Source organism: Solwaraspora sp. WMMD792 (assembly GCF_029626105.1).
Lineage (GTDB): Bacteria > Actinomycetota > Actinomycetes > Mycobacteriales > Micromonosporaceae > Micromonospora_E.
The window spans coordinates 6,966,385-6,987,805 of record NZ_JARUBH010000009.1 but is presented as its reverse complement, the minus strand read 5'-3'; the positions used below and the strand labels follow the sequence as shown (position 1 = coordinate 6,987,805).

At 70.2% G+C, this 21,421-nt stretch carries 25 protein-coding genes; 17 read left to right on the top strand and 8 right to left on the bottom strand.

The genetic code is table 11. The annotated features are described in order from the left end of the window. Positions 1–3,024 carry a BTAD domain-containing putative transcriptional regulator gene (locus O7629_RS32495; protein ID WP_278174129.1) on the bottom strand — a complete coding sequence of 1,008 codons (3,024 nt, stop codon included), beginning with the start codon at positions 3,022–3,024 and terminating at the stop codon, positions 1–3. A gap of 237 nt (positions 3,025–3,261) precedes the next feature. On the opposite strand from O7629_RS32495, the gene O7629_RS32490 reads away from it, so the two are divergent. From O7629_RS32490 to O7629_RS32470, 5 genes are all read left to right on the top strand, one after another. Beyond that, positions 3,262–3,396 (top strand): hypothetical protein, encoded by a 135-nt coding sequence (locus O7629_RS32490; protein WP_255500488.1) that lies wholly within the window; start codon positions 3,262–3,264, stop codon positions 3,394–3,396. Between the two features lie 94 nt (positions 3,397–3,490). Next, a complete protein-coding gene (locus O7629_RS32485) occupies positions 3,491–4,804 on the top strand; it encodes a YcaO-like family protein (RefSeq protein WP_278174127.1) in 1,314 nt (437 codons plus the stop codon). Between the two features lie 70 nt (positions 4,805–4,874). Next, a complete protein-coding gene (locus O7629_RS32480) occupies positions 4,875–5,258 on the top strand; it encodes a hypothetical protein (RefSeq protein WP_278174125.1) in 384 nt (127 codons plus the stop codon). A gap of 50 nt (positions 5,259–5,308) precedes the next feature. Further along, entirely contained in the window at positions 5,309–5,749 is a 441-nt protein-coding gene (locus O7629_RS32475) for an AraC family transcriptional regulator (RefSeq protein ID WP_278174124.1), read from the top strand. 10 nt (positions 5,750–5,759) lie between these two features. Further along, entirely contained in the window at positions 5,760–6,167 is a 408-nt protein-coding gene (locus O7629_RS32470) for a VOC family protein (RefSeq protein WP_278174123.1), read from the top strand. Positions 6,168–6,286: 119 nt separating this feature from the next. On the opposite strand, the gene O7629_RS32465 is transcribed toward O7629_RS32470, so the two are convergent. Next, on the bottom strand, positions 6,287–6,517 hold the full coding sequence (locus O7629_RS32465; RefSeq protein WP_278174121.1) for a hypothetical protein: 231 nt from the start codon (positions 6,515–6,517) through the stop codon (positions 6,287–6,289). Then, positions 6,507–6,737 (bottom strand): hypothetical protein, encoded by a 231-nt coding sequence (locus O7629_RS32460; RefSeq protein ID WP_278174119.1) that lies wholly within the window; start codon positions 6,735–6,737, stop codon positions 6,507–6,509. The genes O7629_RS32465 and O7629_RS32460 overlap by 11 nt, the downstream gene beginning before the upstream one ends. Before the next feature lie 170 nt (positions 6,738–6,907). On the opposite strand from O7629_RS32460, the gene O7629_RS32455 reads away from it, so the two are divergent. The 9 genes from O7629_RS32455 to O7629_RS32415 all read left to right on the top strand — a co-directional run bounded on the left by O7629_RS32455 (position 6,908) and on the right by O7629_RS32415 (position 13,939). After that, positions 6,908–7,687 (top strand): helix-turn-helix transcriptional regulator, encoded by a 780-nt coding sequence (locus tag O7629_RS32455; protein ID WP_278174799.1) that lies wholly within the window; start codon positions 6,908–6,910, stop codon positions 7,685–7,687. After that, positions 7,684–7,938, top strand: coding sequence for a DUF397 domain-containing protein (locus O7629_RS32450; protein WP_347403709.1), 255 nt, complete (start codon positions 7,684–7,686; stop codon positions 7,936–7,938). The genes O7629_RS32455 and O7629_RS32450 overlap by 4 nt, the downstream gene beginning before the upstream one ends. A gap of 618 nt (positions 7,939–8,556) precedes the next feature. Beyond that, positions 8,557–9,456, top strand: coding sequence for a hypothetical protein (locus tag O7629_RS32445; RefSeq protein WP_278174118.1), 900 nt, complete (start codon positions 8,557–8,559; stop codon positions 9,454–9,456). Positions 9,457–9,476: 20 nt separating this feature from the next. After that, positions 9,477–10,487: a hypothetical protein gene (locus O7629_RS32440; RefSeq protein WP_278174116.1), complete on the top strand. Its 1,011-nt coding sequence runs from the start codon at positions 9,477–9,479 to the stop codon at positions 10,485–10,487. A 162-nt stretch (positions 10,488–10,649) separates the two neighbouring features. Further along, entirely contained in the window at positions 10,650–11,516 is an 867-nt protein-coding gene (locus O7629_RS32435) for a hypothetical protein (RefSeq protein WP_278174115.1), read from the top strand. Between the two features lie 55 nt (positions 11,517–11,571). Further along, positions 11,572–11,958: a hypothetical protein gene (locus O7629_RS32430; protein WP_278174114.1), complete on the top strand. Its 387-nt coding sequence runs from the start codon at positions 11,572–11,574 to the stop codon at positions 11,956–11,958. Continuing rightward, entirely contained in the window at positions 11,955–12,908 is a 954-nt protein-coding gene (locus O7629_RS32425) for a hypothetical protein (protein ID WP_278174112.1), read from the top strand. Before O7629_RS32430 ends, O7629_RS32425 begins: the two co-directional genes overlap by 4 nt. 92 nt (positions 12,909–13,000) lie before the next feature. After that, on the top strand, positions 13,001–13,513 hold the full coding sequence (locus O7629_RS32420; protein ID WP_278174111.1) for a hypothetical protein: 513 nt from the start codon (positions 13,001–13,003) through the stop codon (positions 13,511–13,513). Between the two features lie 102 nt (positions 13,514–13,615). Beyond that, on the top strand, positions 13,616–13,939 hold the full coding sequence (locus O7629_RS32415; RefSeq protein WP_278174110.1) for a hypothetical protein: 324 nt from the start codon (positions 13,616–13,618) through the stop codon (positions 13,937–13,939). Positions 13,940–13,998: 59 nt separating this feature from the next. Here O7629_RS32415 and O7629_RS32410 read toward each other — a convergent pair whose 3' ends face one another. Beyond that, complete coding sequence (locus O7629_RS32410) at positions 13,999–14,700, bottom strand: LuxR C-terminal-related transcriptional regulator (RefSeq protein WP_278174108.1); 702 nt, start codon at positions 14,698–14,700, stop codon at positions 13,999–14,001. 346 nt (positions 14,701–15,046) lie between these two features. On the opposite strand from O7629_RS32410, the gene O7629_RS32405 reads away from it, so the two are divergent. Beyond that, entirely contained in the window at positions 15,047–15,730 is a 684-nt protein-coding gene (locus O7629_RS32405; protein WP_278174106.1) for a DsbA family oxidoreductase, read from the top strand. 12 nt (positions 15,731–15,742) lie between these two features. Here O7629_RS32405 and O7629_RS32400 read toward each other — a convergent pair whose 3' ends face one another. The 3 genes from O7629_RS32400 to O7629_RS32390 form a co-directional block, all read right to left on the bottom strand. Beyond that, positions 15,743–16,075, bottom strand: coding sequence for a hypothetical protein (locus O7629_RS32400; RefSeq protein ID WP_278174105.1), 333 nt, complete (start codon positions 16,073–16,075; stop codon positions 15,743–15,745). Positions 16,076–16,111: 36 nt separating this feature from the next. After that, positions 16,112–17,371 (bottom strand): extracellular solute-binding protein, encoded by a 1,260-nt coding sequence (locus tag O7629_RS32395; protein ID WP_278174103.1) that lies wholly within the window; start codon positions 17,369–17,371, stop codon positions 16,112–16,114. A 137-nt stretch (positions 17,372–17,508) separates the two neighbouring features. Further along, positions 17,509–18,354, bottom strand: a complete 846-nt coding sequence (locus tag O7629_RS32390) for a hypothetical protein (RefSeq protein WP_278174102.1) — start codon at positions 18,352–18,354, stop codon at positions 17,509–17,511. A gap of 134 nt (positions 18,355–18,488) precedes the next feature. Between O7629_RS32390 and O7629_RS32385 the strand changes: the two genes are divergently transcribed. After that, a complete protein-coding gene (locus tag O7629_RS32385) occupies positions 18,489–19,442 on the top strand; it encodes a hypothetical protein (protein WP_278174101.1) in 954 nt (317 codons plus the stop codon). Positions 19,443–19,483: 41 nt separating this feature from the next. Here the strand turns inward: O7629_RS32385 and O7629_RS32380 are convergent, their stop codons facing one another. Then, entirely contained in the window at positions 19,484–20,029 is a 546-nt protein-coding gene (locus O7629_RS32380; protein WP_278174100.1) for a carboxymuconolactone decarboxylase family protein, read from the bottom strand. 203 nt (positions 20,030–20,232) lie between these two features. Between O7629_RS32380 and O7629_RS32375 the strand changes: the two genes are divergently transcribed. Continuing rightward, on the top strand, positions 20,233–21,399 hold the full coding sequence (locus O7629_RS32375) for a M20/M25/M40 family metallo-hydrolase (RefSeq protein ID WP_278174098.1): 1,167 nt from the start codon (positions 20,233–20,235) through the stop codon (positions 21,397–21,399). Positions 21,400–21,421: the final 22 nt, after the last annotated feature.

The window sequence follows — 21,421 nt, the reverse complement described above, 5'->3', positions numbered from 1 at the left end:
TCAGGGACGCCGGGCGAGTTGCCGTCCGGTCTCGGTGGCCTCCGGCAGGCCGAGCACGGTGAACAGGTCGTGGGCCAGGATCAGCTGTTCGCGGGATTCGTGGTCGGCGCCGAGCGCGTGCAGCACCCGGGAGAGCACCGCATAGGCGTAGGCCTGATCTCGCTGGTCACTGAGCCGCTCGCAGTGACCGGCCGCCAGTCGGGCATGCCAGAGAGCGAGCTCCAGCTCGCCGCTCTCCCGCAAGGCGTCCGCCAGCCGGTAGCGGGCCCTCGCCTCCCGCACGTGCAGACCCGCCGACACACACAGATTGAGGCACCGGCCGAACCATGACACGGCGTCCTCGTACCGCTGCTGGTCGAACACCGCGAGCCCGATGACATACCACGCGTACGCGGTCGCGTCGTCGTCCGACTGATCGTCGAACGAGTCCAGGGCTTCCCGGCAGGTGGCCTCCGCCTCGGCAGACCGTCCACGGTAGATCTCGGCCAGTGCCGCGTTGACGATCGACATGAACTCGCCGGTGCGGTGGCGAAGCCGGCGGGCCAGCCCGATCGCCTCCTCGAAATGGGTGACGGCACCGTCGAAGTCACCGAGACGCAGCGCCAGCAACCCCAGGGTGTCCAACGCCTGCCGCAAGATGGGGATGTCGTCGTGCTCGGCGCACAGGCGGGCGGCGATCCTGAGCTCGCGCTCGGCCTCCTGGCGGCGTACCGTCGCTATCGCCAGGTTGCCGCGCAGGAAGTGCGCGCGCCCGGCCACCTTCCCGTCGCCAGCGCGGTCCGCCGCCGCGCACAGCACGGACAACAACTCGGTCGTCGGTTCGGCGCGTGGATCCGGCCCGAACGGTGACATCGCGATCATCAGATCCACCGAACGACGAAGAAGGTCCGCCTCGTCGGCCGCCAGCTGCCTGACCAGCGCGACGATGTTCGGCAATTCCACGGCTGCCCAGCGCCGGGCGCTGGCGAGGCTGTCCAACGGCTGCCCGGCGGCCCCGTCCGCAGCCAGGGCATCAGCGACCGGGTCGTCTGGAGCAGCCCACCGGAACGCGTTGACCGCGGTGTTGAGAAGAGCGTCGAGCAGCCGCCCCCGGGAGGCGGCGATCTCCCCGACCGATCCGGCCGGTCCAGCCGCTTCGGCTGCTCCGGCCGATCCGGCGATGTCCTGGGCCAGGGCGAACGACCGCACGAGGGGATGCAGGTGGTACCGCCCGGCGGTGTCCGACTCGAGCAACCCCAGATCGACCAACTCCTCCAGCAGGTCTTCGCTGTCCGACTCGGGCCGGTCCAGCATCCGCGCCGCGATGGGCAGCGCGAAGTGCGGCATGTCGGTGACGGCCAACAGGACCAGCGCACGCTGCTGCTCCGGAGTGAGCTGCCGCCAACTGGCCAGGAAAGTCGCGCTCACGTCAAGGTCACCGGCCCGCAACGTGCCCAGCCGGCGCTCCCCGGTGAACCGGTCGCGAAGCATGCCGATCGACCAGCCCGGCCGGGCGGCCAACCGGGCCGCCACGATGCGAACCGCCAGCGGCAGCAGGCCGCAGGCCACCACGAGCTCCCGCGCCGTCTCGCGCTCGGCGGCCACCCGGTCGTGACCGATCACCCGGCTCAACAGCTCGATCGCCTCGGTCTCGTCGAACACCTCGAGATCGGCGTGCACGGCACCGTTCAGGCCGGCCAGCCGGGATCGGGAGGTGACCAGCACGCCGCAGGTCGCGGCGCCCGGCAGCAACGGGGTGATCTGGGTCAGGCTGTGCGCGTCATCCAGCACCACGAGCAGCCGGCGGTCGTACGTCACCGAACGAAACAGCGCAGACCTGCTGTCCAGGCAGTCCGGGACGGACTCCACCCCGAGTGCCGCGAGGAAACCGTCCAGGATGTCCTGCGGCGATGCCGGCCTGGCGTCTCCGCCCCTGAGCTCCGCGTACAGCTGACCGTCCGGGTAGTGCGCGCCGAGCCGGTGAGCGACGTGCCGAGCCAGGGTGGTCTTGCCGAGGCCGCCCATGCCGGCCACGGCGACGATCGGCAACGAATCGCGGTCGGGCCGGATAAGCGCGTTGGTGATCAGACGGGCCACCGCCTCGCGACCGGTGAAGTCCGCTGTGGTGGCCGGGACCTGAGCCGGCCGTGGCGCCGCCACCTCACTGCCCGCCGGCTCCTCACTGCCTTCTGGTTCCTCACTGCCTGCTGGTTCCTCACCCCGCGCCAGCTCCTTTGTGCGTGTCAGCACGTCGGTGCGCGCCGGTTCCTTCCTCCGCAGCGGCAGGGCGGCGGGCCCTTCGCTGGCCAGAAGCCGCCGGTGGGCGTCGGCAAGCTCGGCGCTGGGTTCCAGCCCCAGCCGGTCCACGATCCTGCGGCGAGCCGCCGGGAACACCGCGGCGGCCTCCCCCGTCCGGCCACTGGCGTGCAGCGCCCGGATCAACAGCACGACAAGGCTTTCCCGCAGCGGGTTCTCGTCGGTGAGCGCCCGCAACTCGGGCACGCACCAGGAGGCGCGGCCGAGGTCGATGTCCAACGCCAGACGCGCCTCCAGCAGGTCCAGGTGCAGCTCACTCAGCCGGCGACGATGCCGTTGCGCGAACGGGCCGGGCACCCCGGCCAGCGGCTCGCCGTTGAACAGGGCAAGCGCCTCGGCCAGCATCGCGCGGGCGCTCCTCGCGTCGCCGGCCCGGCGGGCGCGACGGGCGCGACGGGCCAGCGCCTCGGCGTACCGCACATCGACCGCGTCCTCGGGCACCTCCAGGCGGTAGCCGTCACCGACGGTCGTCAGGAGCCGGGGCTCGGCAACGTCGTTCTCCAGCACCTTGCGCCAGCGCCAGGCGTACGTGCGAAGGCTTTTCGTCGCCGTGGCCGGCGGGTCGTCGCCCCACAGCGCTTCCATCAGAACGGCCGCGCTCACCGCCTGTCCCGGCCGCAGCAGAAGGACGACGAGCAGCGCCTGTTGCTGCGGGCTTCCCATGTCGAGATCGACGGAGCCTCGGCGGCCGCGCACCACGCCGAGCAGGTTGAATCGAAGGGATTCCATGTCAACCGCAGACGATCGCGTCGGCGGCGTACCGCAAATCCACCCTCATCTCGCCATCCTGGCAAACCAGAGCGGCCGGCGGACCCGGCTGTAGGTGAACCCATAGACGGGGGCGTGGATGACGGCGGCATCGATCGACAGCAGTGCCTGACTGCGGATATATCAAATCGCGTATCCGGTGTCTATCGGCGTACCCGAAGCTCGATCCAAGGCACCTCTCGATGAAGGAGGAAGCAGATGGGACTGCACGACGCGATCTACCGGGCCCAGCAGGACAAGCCGGAACTCGCCGAGACCGAGCAGCTGGTCCTCGACGAGCTGGCCGAGCGTGACCAGGACTCCGAGGTGGCGGCGGCCGAGTCCGCCGGCTGAGTCGACGTCACAGGGGCCGGGCGGCTCGCCCGCCCGGCCCCACCCGGTCCCGCAGTGCGTCAAGTCTCAGGTGGAGTGACTCGGAGGTGCAGTGATGTCGGGAACGGATCTTGCGGCCGGCTCGGTGGTCCAGGACGGTGAGCGGACGCTGAGCTTGTCCGAGGCCCACCTGCGGGGTTTGGCGGCGGCGGCCGAGCTCGATCTCCGGGTGGACTGCACGGCGGTGCTCGACGGTGATCCGGCAGTCTGGACCGCGACGTTGTGGCGTGGCGACGACCCGGTGCCCAGCGGGCTGGGACTCGGCAAGGGAAACTCGGCGGCGGCGCGGGTCGGCGCGATCTTCGAAGCGCTGGAGCACCACCTCAGTGGGCTGCAGGGCCTTGCTGGCGGCGGGACGACGCTGCGCCGCGCGGGTGAGATCTCCCGCGACGTGACGCTCAGCCAGGACGTGGCGCTCGGTCTGCTCGGGGAGTTGCCCGACGGGCCGCTGGGATGCCTGCCCTTCCGGGTGGTGACCAGCGGAGCCGAAATTGACGTGCCGCTGTTCCTTTCCGTGCCGGACTACCTCGACGAGGAAGCCGACCCGCTGCGGGACAGTCTGGGTGACCACTACGACTACACCGGGGTGAGCCGTTACTCCTGCAACAACGGCTGGGCGGCGGGCACCGACCCGGTCGAGGCGGCGGTCCACGCGCTCAACGAGACCATCGAGCGGGATGCCCTCTCCCTCCTGCTGGTCGACCAGTTCCTGGGGCGGCGCAGGTCACCGCTGATCCTCATCGAGGCGGACACGTTGCCGGACGACCTCGCAGCCCTGGTGTCGGCGGCGGAAACCATCACCGGTCAGCGGCTGTACCTGATCGACATGACCACCGACCTGGGCGTACCGGCGATCTTCGCCTACCTTCCCACGCCCGGCGGCGAACCGGCCCGGATTCGCGGCTGCGGCGCCTCACTCTCCCGCCACTATGCGGTCGCCCGTGCGGTGAGCGAGCTGGTCCAGGTCCACCTGGCCTCCTCGCTCGGGAACATCCACTCCGCGTTCGCCGCCATGACGCCCACCCGGCACGATTGGACGACACCCTATCCCGCGCTCCAGGCCTGTTACCGAAGCGACTTCAGCACCCGGCTCGCCGACGCCACCCTTGTGCCGTACGCGGAGACGGAAGCGCCGGACACTGCCGACGGCCATTTCGACGCGCTCGTCGACGCCCTCGCCAGACACGGCTTCACACCGTTGCAGCGTGATCACTACGTCACCGGCAACCTGGCCGTGGTCAACATCTTCGTCCCCGGCCTGGAGCGGTTCATGCTCGTCACCGACGGACAGGTGGTGGTGCCGGGAAAGCGAGGTATGGCGGTCAAGAACAACGGAGTACGGCCTGAATCTGTGCACGATGTCAGATAGCTGACGTTGATCATTGCGCTGGGCCGGCTGCCCTGGCGCGGCAGGCCCGGCAGCGCAGACAATCGGCAGCATGGCGATGCTGTGGCTCGGCGCAGCGGTGCTGCTGACTCTGCTCAGCGGCTTCCTGTTGGGCCAGGAACCGGGACTCGCCTTCGTCACGGCGGTCCTGGTGCTGTGGGCAGCTGCAGCCGCCTACGTGGTCGCCGCCATCTGGCCCGCTCGCGCAGCTTCCGGTAACCGGGCCCAGCCGGTTGACGACGGTCGTCATCACCGGACGCGAGAGCCGCTGACCACCTCCTGTATCCCCGGGCGGGACGCGGGACGAACGATCACCACAGCGTGGCTCGGTGGCGTCGGCGCCATCGGCCTGGTGGCGGTCGTCGGCCCAGGGTGGCGCGCCGCCCGCTCCCGGGCCCTTCGTCGACCCAACGTCACCGAGGTCCGACCCCGGTGAGAGGTTGAAACCGGGGAGAGTCCGTCGGTGGGGCGTGGCACCCTGACGGGGTGAACGTCGAGGAAGCCGTCCGACTGCGCCGCGCCCGGGACCTGCTCGACCGAGAGTACGCCCGCCCGCTGGACGTACCGGCGATGGCGCGGGCGGCGTACATGTCGCCGTCGCATTTCACCCGGCTGTTCCGGGCCGCCTACGGCGAAAGCCCATACGGCTACCTGTCGACCCGGCGGGTCGAGCGGGCCAAGGCGCTGCTGCGCCGTGGCGACCTGAGCGTCACCGACGTCTGCATGGCGGTCGGGTTCACCTCGCTCGGCTCGTTCAGCTCCCGCTTCACCGAGCTGGTCGGTGAGACGCCCAGCGCGTACCGGGCCAGGTCACATACGGTCGGTGCGGCCATCCCGGCTTGCTACGTCAAGGCCGTCACCCGCCCGACCCGCCCGGGTGGAGTATCAAGTCGGTTTGGAGAAGCCCAGGTCAGCCGGCCGGCGTAGCGTCGCTGGCATGACAATCAAGCTTTCCCACACGTTCCTGCTTGTCCGCGACCAGGACGAGGCGCTGAAGTTCTACCGCGACGTGCTCGGCCTGGAGGTCCGCACCGACGTGCCGTTCGAGGGCGTCCGCTGGCTGACCGTCGGCCCGCCCGGACAGCCGGACGTCGAGATCGTGCTCGAAGTCGCCGCGATGGGTCGCGCCGCCGACCAGGAGACCCTGGAGCTGCTGCTCGCCAAGGGCTCGCTCAGTGGGCTGATCTTCCTGGTCGACGACGTGGACGCGACGTTCGAGCGGGTCCGGGCCGCCGGGGCGGAGGTCATGCAAGAGCCCATCGACCAGCCGTACGGGGTACGCGACTGCGGTGTCCGCGACCCGTCCGGCAACAACATCCGCTTCTCGCAGCGGCTGTCCGCGTAGTCGCACCGCCGCTGCGCCACCGGCGCGTCGAGTGGAGGGCTGGGGTACGTAATTCTCGACAAGTTAGGTACCCCAGCCCTCCACTCGACAAGTTCACGGGCGGCGACGGGCCGGCCGGGTCACCGCGCCGGGGGGCGCAGCGCGTCCGCCCGTACGACGATCGAGCGGAAGCGTTGATCCTCACCGCCGACGACCTCGACCCCGACCAGGTGGACCCATTCGATCCCCGGATGCTGTACGCCGTCGTCGACCCGGGTGACCCGCAGCACGAGTCGGCCGAGGCCGTAGCAGTAGTCGCCGGTATTCAGCGAAACCGTGTCGCCGACTTTGACCAGCGGATCATTTCTCATTGTTGATCATTTCCACCGGCTTGCCGTCGCGCAGCAACTCGGCGAACCGCTCGTACGCCCTGAAGTCTTCCACACGTAGAAATTGCAGCGCGGTGTCCATCGGGCGGCATCCGTCGGTCAGACAGACCGGGCAGCCTGCCCACTCCGTTGAAGGCCAGTGATCGGTGACGACGCTCGTCGCGTACCGGATGGCGACGTCACGGGTCTGCTCCTCGCTCAACTCGGGGATGGCCGGCGGTTGGGAACCTGGTACCAAGACACTCATTTCTGCCCTCCGCTGATCCTCGGAAACTTGTCCTGCGAACACTCTGGACTCCGCCGGCACTCTCCCGTAAGGATGGATCGGCATACCCGTGAAATCACTCACGTACGGAGGGGTAAGCGGTGGACATGATCATGTGGATACGCGCGCTCAAAGCAGCGCGGGTCGCTGCCGGAGTAAGCCAGGACGGGCTCGCCGAGAAGATCAATTGGAGCGCGTCGACAATTGCCGCGATCGAGACCGGCCGACGCAAGCCGACCTTCAAGTTTGCCGAAGAAGCCGACGTAGCTCTGGACACCGGCGGCCTGCTGACCGAGCTGCTGGACCGCGCCGAACGCCAACGCACCCCCGCCTGGTTCCTTGCCTGGCGCAAACAGGAAGCCCAGGCCAAGCGCCTCCGCACCTTCCAACCGACGGTCATCCCGGGCCTGTTACAAACCGAGGAGTACGCCCGAGCAGTCATCGCGGGCGGCCGGTTGCACACGCCGGCCAAGGCCGAGGAGCTGGTCCGGGTCCGGATGGAGCGGCAGGAGCTGCTGACCCGCGACGAACCGCCCGAGTGCATCTTCATCATCGACGAAAGTGCTCTGAGCCGCCCCGTGGGCGACCACGCCATCCTCGACCGGCAACTTCAGCACCTGCAGGAGGCCGTCAAGTTACCAAACGTGCGGATCCACATCCTGCCGACTGGAGTTGGCGCGCATGCCGCGCTCGGCGGCGGTTTCGCTCTCGCCCAGTTACCCGACCTCGACCCGATCGCCTACCTGGAGACCGCCACCAAGGGCCAGGTCGCCGACGACGAGGAGACGATCGACCTACTGAACCGCCAGTGGGACAGCCTGCTCGGCGACGCCGCTTCCACGAGTGAATCGCTGAGCATCATCGCCAAATATAGGCTGACGCCATGACGACTCCTGACGGCCTGCGGTGGCGCAAGTCCAGCCGTTCCACCAACACCGGTGGCAACTGTGTGGAGGTAGCCGCCTGGTGGCGCAAGTCCAGCCGTTCCACTAACACTGGTGGCGACTGTGTCGAGGTCGCCGGCAATCTGCCGGGTCGGGTCCTGGTCCGCGACTCGAAGGACCGGGACGGCGGCATCCTCACCTTCTCCCCCACCGCCTGGACCAGCTTCCTCACCCACACCCCGCCCGCTGACTGACCCCCCTGCTGCTATTCCCGCAGCCGGCCGCCTCGCCAGCCACCCTGGCGAGGCGGCCGGCGCTCGCGGTTGAGCCACTATGACTTGATTGGCTCTGGGGCCGGATATCGCTGTCCGTAGGTGCGCGTCGTCCGGCACTAACAGCAGCCGCCCGCCCCCGACGGAGATCGACTTCTCAAGTCGGTGAAGGGCGAGGTCGTACACGGAGAGCTCCACGCCACGCTGGCGCTCGCAGCCGAGACCGGCCCGTGGGCCGGTGGCGTACGGAGTCAGCTGACCGACGGACCACCCCGGCCCGCCCGAAACTTGTACGCAGCGTTACCGACTACCGGGCTGGTGTGCTTCTCGGGCTTGATGCCACAGGTGCATCTTGATGCACCTGTGGCATCAAGACTGTGGCGACATCTGCCCCGGGAGCCATGACGAGCGGCACGCCGCCCACCCGCACCTGCGACCGGCGGCGGCGAGCAGCCGGTCGCGCGGCGGTCGGCATCGACGGTTGCCAAGCTGTACCGTGGCAGAGCCGCCTTCAGTCCGCATTGGAAAGTGGGAGTACGCTTCATGGCCACACCGACCGTGGATGCCCCTGATCCCAGCCGACTAAGGCGAAAGATCCTCATGCCTCTGTCCGTAGTGGTGCTCGTCGCGGTGGTGACCGCCGGTGCGGCTGTCGCCCTGCAGATGCGAGGCCAGCCGGACGCGACCGCAACCCCCACCGCGCCGTGCGTCGGACCGCCGGATCGAGCGGCACCATCGGCGGCGGAGGAAGCGACAGCGACTGCCGCGCCGGACGGCAACGGGCTCGACGTGGTCGAGTCCGGCTTCACCCAGCTCGGCAGCAGCTCGGCGCCGATCACCCGCAACTCCATGGTCAGCATCGGCGCCGTCGTCGCCAACACGAGTACGCACACCGCGCATCGTGCCCTGGTGACCTTCGACGTCCTCGACAGTGCGGGTGAGTCCGCAGTCCTCACCACGATCCTCGACCAGCCTCGGGAGATCCCGGTCATCCTCCCCGGCGAACGCGTCGGCGTGGGCGGCCAGTTCTGGATCCGGTCCGAGGACGGCCAGCGGGTCGAGGTCGCCCGGGTGAACGCCACCGTCTCCGGCGCGAACTGGACCGCGACCGCGACGGCGACGGCAAACACGCCAGATGCGACCCGGGCCGCGGCCGCGGACACGGCCGTAGACGCTGCGGCAAACACGGCCGGCGGAATCACCACCCGGCATCTGGAGACCCGGCGGCACGGTACGGACCAGATCGACGCTACGGTCACCTACGAGGTCCACTCACCGTACTGCCGAAAGTGGACCTCAGTCGGCACCAGCGCGGTGTTCCGCGACGACGCCGGCACGGTGGTCGGCGGGGGCTTCGACCCCACCGTCTCGCCGTCCGCCTGCCTGCCCGGCCAGCACCCCGGGTCGACGCTGCTGCCGAGCAGTCTGCCGCCGGCCGCAGCCGACACCCGGACCGAGGTTTACCAGCACTGCGCGCCCCCTGACGACCCGCAACAATGATCAACGGAGACGGTCTGAACATGCTGCACCACGAACGCCTCGGCAAGCTGCTGCCCACCGCCGCGATGGTCGGCGTACTGGCAATGCTGGCGGCCTGCTCACCGGAGCCGTCGACATCCGACGAGGCAGCCGAGCCGCCGGCCGGTTCGGGCGGGCAGCCCGCCGGAGCCGATCCGGCGTCGGGCCAGCATCCGCTGCTCGCCGCCGCGTTGGAGATGGACCCGCAGGTACGTGCCGTCGTCGGCCGGCTCACCGAAGCGTGTCTGCGCGATGCCGGCATCGACCGGTTTCCCGCCCAGCTCCCGGCCGGGCTTCCCGGGCCGGTGGTCGTGCCACCGCAGCAGTCACCGACGCTGGACGAGGCAGAAGCGAACGGGTACGGCATCCGAGCTGCCGAGACCGCCGACCAGGCCGACGCCGACGCCGGTGCCGGTGCCGGTGCCACCACCGAACGGTTCACCTGGCCGTCACCGGCCGAGGAGCGTCGCTACCAGGAGGCGCTGACCGGTGCAGCGGACGGCGAGACGCTCACCGACGACGCCGGCAACCCGACACTCGGCGGCTGCGTCGGCGAGGCCAGATCCGCTGTGTACGGCGAGGTCGCCGCACCGCCGAGCCCGGTGACCGTGATCGACGAGGCGGCGCGCGCCGGGTACGCCGCCGATCCGACCGTGACCTCGGCGACGGCCGCCTGGTCGGACTGCCTCCAGCAGGCCGGCCAGCCGCAGCTGCTCGACCCGGCGGACGCCCGGCGCTTCGCCCAGTACTTCCACTACCCGGTCGGTGAGCGGCCGGGCGGTCCGGTGCCGGAGGGCGGCCCGTGGCCGGCCGAGGTGGCTCGGGAGAAGGAGATCGGGCTCGCCGTCGCAGACGCCGGATGTGCCGACCGGACCGGCCTGCGTGAGGCACAGCGGCTGGCGTGGGAGAAGGCGCTGGACGCTGCGGTCGACCGGCACGGTGCCGAACTGTCCGGATACCGGGATGCGATGGCCGCCGCGCTGCGGCAGGGCCAGCAGGCGATCGCCGATTGAGCCGTACCGGAAAGTGACGGATTGGCGACAGGAGCTCAGCAGACTGATCATCCTCACCTAGAGTCACCGCAACCTCCCTGCGCCACGTACGGAATGTGTCCATGTAGTACGTTGGGGTAACCGCGGCAGTCCATCGGCTCAAGAGTGGGGAACAGGCGCGCCATGCCCGCATCGATCCGGCTCCGGCCAACCGTGCCGGCGGCGCTCGCCGTCGTCCTGGTCGCGGCTGCCGCTGTCACCGCCGCCTGCTCACCCGACTCGGAGCCCGACCCGGCAGCCTCCTGTATCGAGGCACCCGACCGCCCGCTCACCGGCACCGCCGGCCCGTCCGCCGAGGCACCAGACGGCGGCGGGCTGCGAGTCGTCGAATCCGGCGTGACGATCGTCCCACCGGTGCGACGACTCGGCTCGGCGACCGCGAGCATCGGGGTCATCGTCGAGAACACCAGCGGGTACGTCGCCTACCGCACCCGGGTCTCTTTTGACGTGCTCGACGGCGTCGGTGACACCGTCGTGATCGGAGACGGCGGCGGGACGGTGCTGCTGGAAGTGCCGCTGCTGCTGCCCGGTGCCCGGTCCGGCGTCGGCACCGCCGTGTACGTCGACGGAGCGGCCGGCACCGCCGACCGGGTCGAGGTGGACACCACCCTCGGTGCCACCACCTGGGTCGAGCACCGGCCGGACGAGGTCGCCGGCGTCACCACCACTCACGACCGCACCACCATTGTCGACGCGGAGTCGCACAGTGGGATCGTGTACTACCGGATGGTGTCGCCGTACTGCACCGGCCTGTTCACCCGGGGCGTCGGCACCATCTTCCGGGACGCCACCGGCCAGATCGTCGGCGGCAGCATCGACGGCGACAAAGGGCCAGGCCGGTGCGGCACTGACCAGCGCGAGCAGGTGACGTACATCGACACCGGCATCCCGTCGAACATCGACGACTCGCGGACCGAGAGCTACCCGTACTGCGACTTCGGCCCCGCGCCCAGTTCGCCGGGGTGGTCGACGGCAGCTCCCTTCAACTAACCGGCTGGCAGGGTCGGCCACTCGACGGGCACTCGACGGGCAGAGGGAGGATCACGTGACGAACAGTGAGCCCAACAGCGGCACCAGGTTGGGCGCGGACCTGTACGGGCTCTGGTGTGCCGGCCGGGACAATCTCCCCACCGTGGCGGCGGTCTACTCGGCGGCTGGTGACGCCCTCGACGCTGCCGCCGTCGGCGTCGCCGGGGCGTTCGTCCGGTCAGGCAATCTGCCCGGGGTGCCGTACGGTCCGGCGTACCAACCCTGGGTCGAGCTGCACGACATCCTGGCGAAGATCTGCCACGACACGGCCGACAACATCGAAGCGACGGCGGACGCGCTCTGCGTCGCCACCGTCGAGTACGCCCGTGCCGACTACGAGGCGGCCAGTGAGTTCGCCCGGTTGCTGGAGGTCAACGGCGAGCCGAGGGCCGACATCGGATGAGCTTCGACAACCTGATGCAGCACGCGTACGAGATCCGGCAGCAGGCCACGTTGAAGGCGCTGACCGAGTCCGGAGCGCGCCCGGCTGCCCCGGCCGGTGAACCGCAGCTGGCACCGCGGCACGGTGAGCAGGAGACCCGCCATCGGGTCGAGCAGATGTTCGGCGACATTCCGGAGCTGTTCCAGGCGTTCGCCGAGATGCCCGACCCGGCAGCGTTCAGCAGCCGGATCAGTGTTGTCGATCAAGCGCTCAAGCAATTGTCGTCGGGATGGATCTCCGAGGATCCGGTGACCCGTGCAAGCTACCGCGCCAACCACGATCTCGACGAGATGCTTGACGCGGAGAGCCACATCGAGAGCTGGACGGGTCGGGCAGCCATGGAGTTCAAGAGCAACTTCATCTCCCCGTTCCCGTCGATCGTCTACAACCAGTTCATGGGGATCGCGGTCCTCAGGGCGGCGTTGGACGCGGAGCGGGAGATCTGGGTCCGGGCGCGCGACGACATCGACAAGATCGCCCACGACACGATCACCGCGCTGGACCGGATGGACGACTGCGGCAAGAACGAGTGGGTGATGACCTTCACCGTGGTGTCGTCGGTGGCGGCGGTGGCCGGCGTGGCGCTCGCTCCGGTCAGCTTCGGGCTCTCGCTGGGGTTGACCGCCGTCGGGGCCTCGTCGCAGGTGGCGGCTGCCGGGGTGCCCGACGACCCGCCGGCGGTCCGGTTCCAGGGTGAGACGGCGCCGGCGGTCGTCGACTCGATGCGCGACGCCATCCGCCTGCTGCACGGCTACATCGCCGAGCAGGAGCAGAAGATCGCCGACGCGCTCACCAACTGCTGCCAGGCCGTGGCGCAGCAGCGGGACAGCTTCGTCGCGAAACGGCCGGCGCTGGCCGACGCGACCCAGTCTGACGTGACCGGGCCGCTGTTCATGGGCTACTCGACCTGACGGCGACCGTTCACCTCGACCGTTTAGCTCGACCATCCACAACGACCCTCCACACGCCCACTTCGACGACGACAATGACTGGGGAACGGATCGTGGGACTGCTGGCAGACCGGCTCGACAACATGCACGTGACGGCGGTCGCGCCGGGTGGCGCGATCTCCGGTGAGCTGCGCGGCCGCGACTGCGTACGGGTCACCTTCGCCGCCGGCCGCTACCAGTGGCTGGACGAACGCTACGTCGAGCAGCAACTGGCCGGGCTGGGCCGGCTGTTGTGGGCGGGCAGGATGAAGGCGTACTGGGCGGCGGTCAGCGAGGCGCTCGGCACCTCGGTGTCCGGCGAGGACCCACCGGTCGGGCCGCGCGACGTCGACTACCAATCGGCCCGGGGCGGCATCGTCGCCGAAGGCCGCTCCGACGACGGTTCGGTGCAGATCGAGGTCCGCGGGATGCGGGACTGGACGGTGCGGATCGTGCCGGGCAGCCTGCGCCGGTTCCGGGAGGACGAATTCTCCGTACGCGTGCAGCAGGCCGCCACCGCGTTGATCCGCGACCAGTTTGCCCAGGTACGTTCCTTGAAGGACACCATCTACGGTACGGCCGGATAGTCCGGCCGGCAGGGGTGTGACCGCCGTCAAGTTGCCGACACGGTTTCCGCTGCCCCCGCACGGGAACGCCAAGGATCGATACCGTGGTCAGGGGAGGCGGTCATGCCGGTTGCAGCGGACACCAGTTCGGTCACGGAGTCGACGGTCGGCGCGTGGGTTGCCCGGTGGATCGTCGGGGCGGCGCTCGGGCAGATCGTCTTCGGCGGCACGGTGCGGCTGGTGCTGGCGGTCCTGATGGGGGCCTTGCTCGGCGGCCTCGGCGTCTGGTTGCTGATGCGGCACCGGGCAGCCCGCCACCCGGAGCAGACCCGCACGCGCGCGGAACAGGCACACCCGGAACAGATCAGACCGAAGCAGACCCGAGCGAAGCAGGCCCCGGGGCCGAGGATCCGCTATTCACCGCTGGCGCCGCCCGGCCGACGCTGAGCCGGTCCGACTCTGACCGGGCCGCCGCTGAGCCGGGCCCGACCGTCGGCGCTGCCGGCCTACCCGTGCTGGGCGGCGGCTGAGGTCCGGGCGCGCGGCCGGACCTGCTCCCGGGCCTCGGGTGCCAGCCGGGGTGGCCAACTGCCGGGCACCAGGACCCCGCAGTGGTACGCCCAGGCGACCAACGCGGTCCGGTTGGTGACCCGCGCCTGGCGCAGCAGCGCGGTCACGTGGTACTCGACGCCCTTGCGGCTCAGGTGCAGACTGGCGGCCAGTTCGGCGGTCGAGGCGCCGCCGGCCAGCCCTTCCAGCACCCGGGCACCGACCTCGGTCAGCTGCGGGCGGCGTACCCGGTTCTCCGGGGTGAGCAGCACCAGCACCGAGTCGGCCGGCGGCTCCGTCCCGCGTACCGCCACGGCGGTGATGTGGCTGGAGGCGAGGCGGCCGTCGGTGGTGGTCACCTCGGCCAGGCCGACGAAGTGCGGGTACGCGTCGGTCAGCAGGATGCTGAACCGGTGGCGGAACCAGGCCCGCCGGTCCGGGTGCAGCACCAGCTCGAACGGACGTCCGGCGAGCTGCGCGCCCGACCAGCCGATCCACCGGGTCAGGCCGGCCGAGACGCGCACCACCCGGCCGTACCGGTCGAGCTGCAGGGCCCGGGCGTCGGGCCGGAGCCGGAGCCCACCGATCAGGTCGGGGTCGGCGCCGGCTGCCAGGCCGGGTTCCGTACGGGCAACGCTGGTGATGCTGGCAGTCTCCACAAAAGGTACGTTGCCCGGCTCGACTGCTCATTCGGCAGTCCATTTTCTGCTTGCTTCGACCCGGTTGTTGCTTGCTTCGGCCCGGTTGTTCCCACTTCAGGCCCGGTTATCGCGCACTGCGGTCGATAAACTACCCGCTGCACATGGCTCAGTTGGTCAACCCATACCCACCTGACGCGCCGTCATCGTGTCAGCCGGGCGCCGGCCGCTCCACCTGTTACTGGGCAGTACCCCAAAAATGTGTCCCGAGGGGTGTCACCGACGAGGGTGTCTCGCACGTTGCCCCCGGCGGCGACGCGGCACCCGGTTAGCCTCGGCGGGACCAACCCGTGCCTGGAAGGTGACGATGACGACCTCAACGACCGGCGGCCGGGCCGACGCCGCCGCCACCCCACTGGTCCGGGTCGACGTGTGGTCCGACGTGATCTGCCCGTGGTGCTACATCGGGAAGCGACGGCTTGATACCGCGTTGGAGCAGTTCCCGGACGCCGACCGGGTGCAGGTGCGCTGGCGCAGCTTCCAGCTGGACCCCACGCACGGTGAGCCGCTGCCGGTGCCCGAGATGCTGGCCCGCCGGACCGGCGGGTCACCGGCCCAGGTCCGGGCGATGACCCAGCGGGTCAGCGAGTTGGCCGCCGCCGAGGGCCTGACCTACGCACTGGACCGCGCGGTCTCGGTGAACACCTTCGACGCGCACCGGTTGAACCAGTTCGCCTCGGCGAACGGGCTCGGCGGGCCGCTGCACGAGCGGCTGATGCGGGCGCATCTGGCCGAAGCCGCGGTGCTGGACGACCCGCAGACCCTGGTCCGGCTCGCCGTCGAGGTCGGCCTGGACCGGGCCGCCGCCGAGCAGGTGGTCCACGGCGACGGGTACGCCGCCGAGGTTGACGCCGATGCCAGGGCCGCCCGCCGGCTGGGCGCCACCGGGGTGCCGTTCTTCGTGCTGAACGACCGGTGGGGGATCTCCGGGGCCCAGCCGGTCGAGACGTTCGCGTCCGCGCTGCGCACCGCCCACAGCGCGGCGGCGTAGCCCACGGGCGGGTCAGCTCACCTGTTGACGGTCGCGGCCGTCCTCCCCGGCGGATCGTTGCCCGCCGCCGCGTTCCGCCGACGGACGGTGTGACCGGTAGGTCAGCCACAGCGCGGCGATACCGGCGATCGCGGCGGCGACGCTGGCCAGCTGGTCGGCCAGCGACGGACCGATGCTGACCACGACGACGACCAGCAGCACCAGGGCGAGCGTGCCGAGGCCGGCGGTGCGCAGGAACTGCCGTACCGCCGGTCCGGCGTCGCGGAGCACCAGGACGGCGAGAAGTTCGAGCACGATGATGCCCGCCATCACCAGCAGCGGGACGTGCCATGGTTCTATCTGCACGACGTACCTCTCCGGACCATGCCGCCAGCCCCGGGGTCAGGCCAGCGCACTTGCCATCTCCGTGGTGAACTGTGGCGACAGGTCCTGGTCCTCGTAGAGAAACCGTTCGACATGCTCCTTGACCACGTCGGAGAACCGCCGGTAACCGGGGTGCACCGGCCGGGGCAGCGAGTTCTCCACCGCCTCGCGCACTCTGACCAGGTGCGGGATCGAGGCCCGCAGGTTGGGGTCGTTGTACGCGCCGATCGCCGTCGGCGCGATGCCGTGCGAGGCGAGGATCTTCTGCGCACCTTCGCTGGTGGCGAACGAGATGAACGCCAGGGCGCGGTCGACGTACCGCGAATCGGCGACGACGGCCAGGCTCTGGCCGCCGAGGATGCCCTGGCTGAGCGGGTCGACCCGGATCCGTCCGGTTGCCACGTCCCGGTTGCCGGCCAGTTGCAGCTTGCGGTACTCGACCGGCCAGCTGCGCAGGTACCGGATCGTGGAGTCGGCCGCGCCGAACGCCTCGAGTGACTCGGGCTCGCCGCCGGACGTCAGCACCTTTCCGGCGTCGATCGCATCCTTCAACGGCTGCAGCGCGGCCTTCCACAGTTCGACGTCGGTGGAGATCCGGTCGGCGGGCCGTTCGACACCGGGCGTACCCAGTGGTTTCAGTACGGCGGGCCGCTCGGCGACGGCGTGTTCCAGGACGTTGACCACGAACGCCTCGTAGAACGCCGATACGTTGGGGCGCAGCTGGCCGACGAACTGCTGCGACCCGTCCGGGATCGTGGCGAGCAGGTCGGGCAGCCGGCGGGGCGGCGCCTCGGTGGAGTCGCCGTCGAGCCGGGTGAACAGCATGCCGACGTCGGTGTTGAACGGTGCCGCCCAGTACGCGCCGGGTTCGTCGGGCACCCGGCTGACCTGGTCGAGGGGGGTGATGAGTTGCCGCCCGCCGGTCGGCGGGATCTTCTCGATCAGACCCTTGGTGGCGAACTCGGGCACGTCGACGATGTCGAGGTTGAGCAGATCGGCCTCACCTGCGGCGGCCTTCTCCAGCATGATCCGGCGTTCGTCGCCGGAGCCGCTGTCGATCGGGTCGACCCGTACGATGGTCTGCGGGTTGGTCTCGTTCCACATGCTCACCAGCAGGTCCCGGGCGCCGGTCGGGTCTCCGCCTGTGGACAGTCGCAGCTCGACCCGCGATTGCAGCCGGCCGCCGGGGGCCGCGTAGGTGGCGACCGCCGCCAGGGTCCCGGTGGCGATCACTCCACTGAGAAATGAGCGCCGGCTGTACGGCGCCTGGTCAGACATGGGCGTACGCTCCCTCCGCCGCCGATCACGGTGACTCCCACCATGATCGACAAACAGCGATGGTTGTGTACGTCACACTACGCGTCTGCGTCAAGGCTGTTACGCGGCGCGGTCAGCGCGACCGTGACGGATTGACGTCAGGACGGCAGTCGCATCGTCGACATGAACGTGGGCAGCAGCCACGGCCGCCGACCGCCGACCGCCACCTTGCGGCCGAGCGCCGCCCGCAGCCGGCCCACCCGGCCGAACAGCATCAGGTTGAACGTCGCCGGGTCGTAGCGCAGCCGCACGTCCGGTCTCGGGTCGACCGGCTCCAGCAGTACCCGGCCGTCGACCAGGGCCAGGGTGGTCGGGCCACCGGTACGCGGGTGAAAGGTCACCGAGATCCGCCCGGCGCGGACCGGCCGGTCGTGGTCGAGTAGCCGGCCGTAGCCGCAGCGAGTGACTCCGGCCAGGAAAACGTCGACGAACAGGGCGGCCTGGTGCGGGTCGGTGTGCCACCGGGCACCGACCGACCGGGCGATGTCCCAGGCGTGGATGTTCATCTCGTTGAGCAGATGGGAGTAGAGGCCGGCGACCGGCAACTGAGCGGCGCCGAGCCAGCTCACCTCATGCTGCGGGTCGACCGAGTCGGCCAGTCGGGTCAGCTCCGCGACGTCGGCGCGGATCCGGGCCGACAGCGCCGGCACGTCGCGCTCGGTGAACTGCGCCAGCACGCGCCGGTTCATCTCGGCGACGGTGTCCACGGTCGTGTTCGCCCGCAGCTCGTTGATCTCGGGCACCGGCAGGTTCGGGACGCCGCCGGTGACCAGCGCGATGTCCATCGCGGTGATGGTGGCCAGATGAGCCATCGTGTCGGCGAGGCTCCAGTCGGCGGTCACCGGATGGTCGGCGGGCAGTCCGTCCACCAGGGTGAGCAGCCGTCGCGACAGGTCCGGGGCGGAGGTGGCGGCGCACCGCCACTGGTCCGAGGTGACCGACATGACTTCATTCTGGGTTTCCCCGCTGTCGCGAAGTTGTCGTGGATTGCCGTCTTGGGCGTCATCCGCATCGACCGGCACCGCAGTGGGGCAAGATCTGAGAGGACACCACTTCCCGCCGCCCAAATGATCAACGCATGACTATATCCAGGAGTGGATCTCCACAGCCCCAGACCATCCAACCGGCGTCCGGCTATCCGGCCGCGGCCTCCCGGACCCGGATCGCGCTGATCGGCGCCGCTGCCGGGGTGCTGCTCGCGGTGCTCTGGTCGTACGAGTTCGTCGACCACGTGATCGGTGACAACGTCGCGAACGCGCTGCTCGGCCACGACGCCAAGGCGACCGCGATCGGCGGCACCGTAGCCGGTCTGGTGTTCGCGTTCGTCACCGGGCTGGCCGGCACCTTCACCGCCTGCAACGTCGCGATGGCCGCGTCGATCGGGCCGATGAGCCAGGCCAGCGGCAGCGCGGCCACCCGGGCCGGGCTGCGCAGCCTGCTGCGGCCGATCGGCTGGCTCACCCTCGGCATGGTCGCCGTCGCCGGGGCGTACGGCTTCGTCGGCGTGCTGATCGGCGACCGGCTGCCGCAACTGTCCACCGGCTCGGTCGGCGGGCTGCCGGTACGCCTGGTCCAGTCGATGGTGGTCTTCGGGCTGATCGGGCTCGCCTTCGCCTACCTCGGGCTGGCGGCGCTCGGCGTACTGCCGGACCCGTTCGCCCGCCGCCCGGTGGCCCGGGTGGTCACCCTGGGCGCGCTCGTCGGCGGGTTCCTGATCGGCCGGCCGTACCCGCTGTTCAACAAGCTGTTCATCTGGGCGGTCGACAGCGGCAACCCGCTGTACGGGGCCGGTGCGTTCGTCCTGCAGTCGCTGGGCAACATCGTCATCGTGTCGGCGGTGTTCGCGCTGCTGGTCGTGGTCACCCGGGGCGGACTGATCCGTTGGCTGGCCAGCGATCCGGCCCGCACCGCCGCGGTCACCGGCGGGCTGCTGATCGCGCTCGGTGTCTTCATGGTCGTCTACTGGGACGTGCGACTGCCGGCGATGTTCGACTACGGCTGGTTCCCCACCATGCCGTACAACAGCCGCTGACCTGCCGGCGGCCGCGGTGACCGGTTGACGCGTGCGCAGGGTCAACCGCCGTATCCGTTGGCGGCCACCTGCTTTGCCCGCTCGGCGTAGACGCCCGGGTCGGCCGGCAGCACCGTACCGAGTCCGTCCACGTAGCGGTTGAACATGCAGAACGCCGCCGCGATCAGCACCGTGTCGTGGACCTCCAGGTCGGTGGCGCCGGCCGCCCGGGCGACGTCGACCAGCGCGGCGTCGACCTGTCGGCCGGACCGCGCGACGGCGCCGGCGATCTTCAGCAGGGCGCGCAGCTTCGGCGTGATCGCGGCGCCGTCGACGTCCACCTGGACCGCCTGCACCATCGGCATTCCACCGTCGAGTTGCTCGGCGGCGAACGCCGAGTGCGACGCGGAGCAGAACGAGCACTCGTTGCGCTGCGACACGTACGCGGCGATCAGCTCACGCTCGCCCGGGGTCAGTGTCGGGTGCGGCGCGTGCAGCAGCACCTCGGCGAGCGCGCCGAGCGGGGCGGCGGTCTCCGGCCGGTACCGGAACAGGCCGGTGATTCCCGGGTGTTCCGTCTCGTCCAGACCAAGATCGATGTGCGCCATCCGGCGGCCTCCTGAGGCGGTCGTCCGCCGTCGGTCGGCGGCACGGTCCCAACGGGATGATGCCGCAACTTCGATCGACGAGGTTCTTCCAAAGTGCCCCGACTGTCGCCCGGCGGCCACACCATCCAACTTGGGCACGGACAGCGACGAGGTGGGCACGCTGGCGGATGACGCCGGCCATCAGCCGATGCCACGATCGCCGCATGGCTGACTTGGACAAGCTCCGACGCGCTGCGGGGGACCAGGCGACGGAGATGGTACGGCGACTCGGCACACTGGTGGCCGCCGAGTCCCCGCCCGGCGCGGTACGGCTGCTGCACGACTGCGCCGACCTGCTCGACACCTGGGGCAGCGAGGTGCTCGGCCGACCGGCCCGCCGGATCGTCCGCGACGGGCTGCCACATCTGCTCTGGCCGGCGGTCGATCAGCGGATCCTGCTGCTCGGCCACTACGACACGGTCTGGCCGGCGGGCACCGTCACCGACTGGCCGTTCACCGTGTCCGGCCCGATCGCCACCGGGCCGGGCGTGTGCGACATGAAGGGCGGGATCGTGCAGCTGCTCGGCGCGCTCGCGCTGCTGCCCGATCCGTCCCGGGTCGGGCTGCTGCTGACCTGCGACGAGGAGAGCGGGTCGCCGACCTCCCGGCAGCTTATCGAGCAGCAGGCCGGCCGATCCGGAGCGGTGCTCGTCGGCGAGCCGAGCAGCGAGGACGGTGGGCTCAAGGTCGCCCGCAAGGGCGGCTCCGTCTACCGGATCACCGTCCGTGGCCGGGCCGCGCACGCGGGCGTGGAGCCGCACCGCGGGGTCAACGCGGCGGTCGAGCTGGCCCACCAGGTGCTGGCGGTACGGTCGTTGGCCGCCGACGGCACCACGGTCACACCCACCGTGCTGCACGGCGGCGCGATGACCAACCAGGTGCCGGAGTCCGCCGAGTTCAGTGTCGACGTACGGGCCTGGACCCGCGACGAACTGCACCGGGTGGACCGGATGATCCGGGCGTTGCCGGCGCGGCTGGCCGAGGCCACGCTCGACGTCGACGGCGGGGTGAACCGGTACCCGCTGCCCGAGTCGGTAGCGGTGCCGCTGCTGGAGGTGGCCCAGCGGGTCGGCCGGCGGATGGGGCTGCCGCCATTGGTCGGGGTACGCGCGCCGGGCGCGTCCGACGCGAACTTCACCGGCTCGATGGGCATACCTACGCTGGACGGACTGGGGGTGGTCGGCGGCGGGTCGCACGCCCGTAGCGAATGGGCTGACCTGTCACAGATGTCGGACAGGACGGCATTGCTGGCTGCCATGATGATCGACATTCTGGACGATCATCGGCTTAGTGCACTTTCGACGGCGCGGGACCACGCGCCGACCGGTTAGGCTCCGGACGGCCCGGGATCGC